This is a genomic window from Yoonia sp. (genome assembly GCF_046498525.1).
In the GTDB taxonomy this organism is placed as follows: Bacteria; Pseudomonadota; Alphaproteobacteria; order Rhodobacterales; family Rhodobacteraceae; genus Yoonia.
In genome coordinates this window covers 1-5,270 of sequence record NZ_JAWOAN010000207.1, presented here as the reverse complement: position 1 = coordinate 5,270, position 5,270 = coordinate 1, and the positions used below count along the sequence as shown (strand labels likewise).

The window sequence follows — 5,270 nt, the reverse complement described above, 5'->3', positions numbered from 1 at the left end:
ACAGATGCTGCGTTTTTTGGGGGTGACCGCATTCAACAAGCTGTGCTTGGTGCGGGTATCGATTTGGCAAGTCTTGGAGCTGGCGTGCCCGGCTCATTGTATGTCGACTGGACCCGTTCTGAATTTGGTGAAGTAGACGCAAAGCTGGATGTCATAGCCATAAACTGGACGGTCGGCTTTGGCGGTGCCTCTGTAACATCGCAGAATTGCACGGTCAGAAATGCGCGTGGTGCGAACCCGGCGCCGTTTTCAGCTTTGCTGGAGTGCCTTCCCGGACAATTTGGAGGGTGACCCTTCCAGATAGCGCTTACACCAATAGATGAACGGCTCGGTACCTCCGCCCCACTTCCAGCAAAGCGAAGTCGGACGGGGGTACTCTCAGACTGGATCTGGTCGAGAGCACGCAGCGCGCCGCCTTGCCGCTTAGGGTCAGCCGCAGATGAATGGCGAACACAGTTCGCAACTTTGCAAACCCCACTCCCTGCGCATTCCTGCCGTTCGTCCACAGCGTTCCATCGGCCAAAGTGAATTCAAAACCACCATTCCCGCCAAACCCGCTGTCAATCTGTCCCTATTCGCCCGCCGCTTTGGTCTCGAACCGCAGCCCTGCCGCCGTGCGGTTGGGGAAGCCTGTCCAGTAGGTGTGTTCCTCGGTTTCGCGCCCATCCTTGCCGACGGACCACACACCGTCGGTGGCATCGGGCGCGAGATCAAAGTAACGGGCTTTTTCGCTGTCACCTTTCAGGTAAAGATCAAGATAGCCGGTCACAAAGTGCTGGCTGATGTTGTTCATCCGCACGCTATCCCAGACGGGATCGGCGTAATGCTCGAAAGGCGCGTAGCCGAGTGTCGGGGACACAGCATAGCTTTCTGCGGGGGCGGGCATGGGTGCGCCTGCGTTGTGGTTGGCTTGGGAGAATGTCAGCAGGTGCCGGGTGGTGTTGATTGTGGCGTCAAAGATGCCACGCATGGCCGAATACTGCGAGACATCGTCAATTTCGCCAGCGATCAGCATCACGGGTTTGTCGATCGCTGCCCAGCTTTCGGCATCCCAGAAGCCGGTGTTGTTGCCCCATGGCCCGAATGCCACGACAGCTTTCAGCCGGTCATCCTTTAGGGCGGCGTGGCTTTCTGTGCCCATCAGGTTGCGTTCGAGCAGGCCTTGCGGCGCCCCCCATTCATATGTGGTGCTCAGCAGGGTCACGCCAGCGCCTGCATAGACCAGCGCACCATAGCCCCCCATGGAATATCCCATGATGGCGATATTGTCGCCCTGGATGATGTCGCCCAGTGGCCCCTCCAGCGCGGTGACGCTGTCGATGACAAAGCGTTGATCCCACGGGCGGTTGACCAGTGTCGACCCAAAGGCGGTCTGGTCATCATATGTGCTGTCGGGGTGGTCGATCGCGGCGACGACATAGCCTTTGGAGGCAAGGTTTTCAGCCAGCGGCGACAAAAGGAACCTGTTGCCGGGGTAGCCATGCGAGACGATGACCAAAGGAAAGGTTTCCCCGGTGTCCGGCGCGGCATCGCGGGCCGCTTGCCCTGTCAGTGTCGCTGTGGTCACGCCGTCGCGGATCAGGGCGGTGTAGGTGCCGCCCGGCGTCGTGTCGTCGGTTGCGGGATACCAGATTTCCACCGTGATCTCGCGGTCATAACGCGGCGGTTCGCCTGTTTCGCCGGTGTTCACCACGTCGATCTGATCGGGGTTTGTGAAGGTCATCGTGGTCACGCCGATCTTGTGATCGCCATACGCCGCCAGCGCAGGTGCGTCGGGGCGCACCGTATCAATACGGTTTTCCGCGTGGGCTGCGGTTGCGGCCAGTAATCCAAGAGCGGCGGTCATCGTGCGCATGGGATGCTTCTCCGATGTCGAGATCATTTGAGTGGTGCGCGCAGCTTACAGGCGGGTTTTGCAGATGAATAGCCATTGCGGTCAATTCTGTACGGATTACTCTGCAGCTAACAAGGAGGATCAACATGCGCGTCTTTTTCACAGGTGGCAGCGGCAAGGCCGGCAAACATGCAATCACGTATCTGCAAGGGCAGGGGCATACGGTGGTGAATGCGGACAGGGTGGCTTCGGGGCTGGATGTGTCCGAGTTGCTGATTGATCTTTGCGATGCGGGGCAGGTTATCGGTGCCATGTCGCAGTTTGCGGATTTTCACGAACTCGAGCCGGGGACCGGTGTGCCGAAGTATGATGCCGTCGTGCATTTTGCCGCTGTCCCGCGTGTCATGATCGGCACGGATGGCGAGTGTTTTCGCCAGAACACGCACAGCACCTATAACGTGATCGAGGCCGCCGTAAAGCTGGGTATCCCAAAGGTGATATTCGCCAGTTCCGAGACGACATATGCGGTCTGCTTTGCCGATGGCGAGCTGAAGCCCGCGTATGTGCCCATTGACGAAGAGCACCCCACCGTGCCCCATGACAGCTATGCGATGTCCAAGGTCTGCAATGAAGCCACGGGGCGGTCTTTTCAGGCGCGCACCGGCATGGATATCTACGGGCTGCGCATCAATAACGTGATCGAGCCGCATGAATATGCAGAACAATTTCCCGCCTATCTGGATGATCCGGCACTGCGCCGCCGCAATATCTTTGCCTATATCGACGCACGTGACCTTGGGCATATGGTGGATTGCTGCCTCAAGACCGATGGGTTGGGTTATGAGGTGTTCAATGTCGCCAACGACGATATGTCGGTGGGCATTACCAGTGACGAGGTGATCGCGCGGTTCTATCAGGGTGTGCCGGTCAAGCGTGACATGCGCCCCGACGAGACATTCTATGCCAACGACAAGGCCAAGCGGATGGTCGGCTTTGCGCCCAAGCATTCGTGGCGCGATGTGCTTCGCTGATGTTTCCCCGCTTTGATCCGACTGCGTTAGCGGTGTAGTACGCTTCGCTGGTCCGGTGGACGGCGCACGCTAGGTTCCCTTGCATGACCGCAAATGATGCCACGACCAGTCCTGACCGTCCGATTGCCGACAAGACCGGCTTGCCCATAGTCGCGCCAGTCTTTGAGGCCTTTCTCGGGGATGATTACGCGACACTGCCCGCGCAGATCAGGCTGTTGCATGATGTGCCTGCACCGCGCCGCTGGGTTGGCCGTGCCAGCGTGAAACGCGGCCATTCGCTATGGGCGCGATTGATTGCAGGCATCTTCGGGTTTCCGCCCGGGTCGGACGACACCAGTGTCAGCGTCACCATGACGCCGCAGAACGGTGGTGAACTTTGGGAGCGGCAATTTGGCGACAAACGCTTCCGGTCGTTCCTCATGGTGAAAGATGGCTGCATGACGGAACGCTTTGGCCCGTTCACATTCACGCTTGGCCTGCATGTGGCAGATGGGCAATTGCACTTTCCCGTGGCCACCGGCCGTGTGGGGCCGGTCCGGTTTCCCAAGGTGCTGCTGCCGGTCAGCATCGCGCGCGAGTATGAGGCCAATGGCCGGTTTCATTTCGATGTGGCTTTGAAAGCGCCTCTGACCGGGGCGTTGATGGTGCATTATCAGGGCTGGTTGGAGCGGGAAGCATGATAGCAGACAGGTCTCCATTGTCTCTGATTTGATTGCGCCCTACATAGTCGGGATGCGACTGACACTCCCCCTTATTACAGCGATGGTTCTGCCGACGACGCTTCCAGCACACCCGCATGTGTTCGTGGAAGCACAGGTCACTGTGGTATTTGGCGAAACGGGGGAATTGGCGGTCAAACTGGATTGGTTCTATGACGATCTTTTTTCGCTCTTGGTCACGACGGATCTGGGCATCGACATGGACGGTGACCTGATCCTGACGGCCGCTGAACAACAACTGCTGGACGAACAGATTGCCGCGTGGCCGCCTGACTATGCGGGTGATCTGGAAGTGTCACAGGCAGATGCGGTGCTGGCGCTGGCTGAAAAGCAGGATCATCGCATGACTTACGAAGGCGGGCTGTTTCATGAGGCGCATCTGCGCCCCGTGCCGGAGATTGCGGACCCGGACGCGCCGGTGCGTATCCGTGTTTATGATCCGTCGTTCTACACGGCCTATGAGCTGCGCCGCCCGGTCTTGATCGAAGGGCGCGATGACTGCACGGCAGAGATTGTCCCCGCCGATCTGGACGCGGCCTATGCCTTGGCCGAGACCCTGCTTGACGGGCAGGACCCGACGGCAGTTGGCCCGGACGAATATTTTCCTGAAATTGGCGATGCCTTTGCCGATACGATTGTTGTGACATGCGCTGGCCCGCTTTGATCCTTGCCACCTTGGGGGCGATTGGCCTGTGGCTATGGGGCTTTGGCGGGGCGGACCAGATCATGCGGTTTACCACAGAAGCACAGCGCGATGTGCAAAACGCAATGGCCGCAGCCCTGCGTGGGTTGCGTGTCGGAGAGCCCGGTGCGTTGGCATCCCTGTGGGGGCTGTGCTTTGCCTACGGGTTTGTCCATGCCGCAGGGCCGGGCCATGGGAAGCTGGTGATCGGGGGATATGGTGCGGGAACACGTGTACCCGCCAGACGTCTTGCTGGGCTGGCGCTGGGCGCATCGCTGGCGCAGGCGCTGACAGCCATCTTGTTGGTCTATGCGGCGGTCTTTGTCTTTGGCTGGGGACGACAGCAGATGACAGGACTTGCAGATAATGTGCTGGCCCCGCTCAGCTATGCTTTGATCGGGGCGGTCGGGGTGTGGTTGCTGGTCCGCGGGATACGGCATTTGCGGCCTAAGAGGACCCATGCATATGAAGGTAACGGCGTTGTTTGCGCCTCTTGCGGGCACGCGCATGGGCCGACGGTCGAACAGGCCGAAACCGTGCGGACGTGGCGTGATGCTTTGGTCGTGATCGGTACGATTGCGATCCGGCCTTGTACGGGCGCGCTGTTCCTGCTGATCCTGACGTGGCGGTTAGGGATCGACTGGGCCGGAATTGTCGGGGCAATTGTGATGGGTCTGGGGACCGCCAGCATCACGGCAATGGTCGCCTTTGCCGCCGTTGGCTTTCGCGAAAGTGCGCTGCAACTGGTGAACCATGGCGCCGTCGCCCGCACGCTGGCCTGGGCCGAGATTCTGGCGGGCGGCATCGTCCTGATCCTTGCTGGCCAGTTGGTTCTGCGCAGTATCTGATAAGTCTTTACCGGGGCGCTCTTCGGCCCTAAAGCTTTGCCGATGGAACGCGTCGCACAAACATATCAAGACCCAGGGATATCTGTCTGCACCCCCAGTATCTCGACGGTTGTAAAATCTGCGACATTGCTGATCAGATATTCAGATGTATCATAT

6 protein-coding genes are annotated in these 5,270 nt (G+C 59.3%); 5 read left to right on the top strand and 1 reads right to left on the bottom strand.

Annotated elements, in window-relative coordinates:
* The coding region (locus R6T97_RS12865) for a hypothetical protein (RefSeq protein WP_410349700.1) at positions 1 to 291 on the top strand (291 nt) is incomplete at its 5' end.
* Between the two features lie 280 nt (positions 292 to 571).
* Here R6T97_RS12865 and R6T97_RS12860 read toward each other — a convergent pair.
* Positions 572 to 1,855 carry an alpha/beta hydrolase family protein gene (locus R6T97_RS12860; RefSeq protein ID WP_410349699.1) on the bottom strand — a complete coding sequence of 428 codons (1,284 nt, stop codon included), beginning with the start codon at positions 1,853 to 1,855 and terminating at the stop codon, positions 572 to 574.
* A 125-nt stretch (positions 1,856 to 1,980) separates the two neighbouring features.
* Here R6T97_RS12860 and R6T97_RS12855 point away from each other — a divergent pair, with 125 nt between their 5' ends.
* The 4 genes from R6T97_RS12855 to R6T97_RS12840 all read left to right on the top strand — a co-directional run bounded on the left by R6T97_RS12855 (position 1,981) and on the right by R6T97_RS12840 (position 5,114).
* The gene (locus R6T97_RS12855) at positions 1,981 to 2,865 is read left to right on the top strand and encodes an NAD-dependent epimerase/dehydratase family protein (RefSeq protein WP_410349698.1); all 885 of its coding nucleotides are present in this window, start codon (positions 1,981 to 1,983) and stop codon (positions 2,863 to 2,865) included.
* An 83-nt stretch (positions 2,866 to 2,948) separates the two neighbouring features.
* Positions 2,949 to 3,545, top strand: a complete 597-nt coding sequence (locus tag R6T97_RS12850; protein WP_410349697.1) for a DUF4166 domain-containing protein — start codon at positions 2,949 to 2,951, stop codon at positions 3,543 to 3,545.
* Between the two features lie 52 nt (positions 3,546 to 3,597).
* Positions 3,598 to 4,248 (top strand): DUF1007 family protein, encoded by a 651-nt coding sequence (locus tag R6T97_RS12845; protein WP_410349696.1) that lies wholly within the window; start codon positions 3,598 to 3,600, stop codon positions 4,246 to 4,248.
* The gene (locus tag R6T97_RS12840) at positions 4,230 to 5,114 is read left to right on the top strand and encodes a nickel/cobalt transporter (RefSeq protein WP_410349695.1); all 885 of its coding nucleotides are present in this window, start codon (positions 4,230 to 4,232) and stop codon (positions 5,112 to 5,114) included. Before R6T97_RS12845 ends, R6T97_RS12840 begins: the two co-directional genes overlap by 19 nt.
* Positions 5,115 to 5,270: the final 156 nt, after the last annotated feature.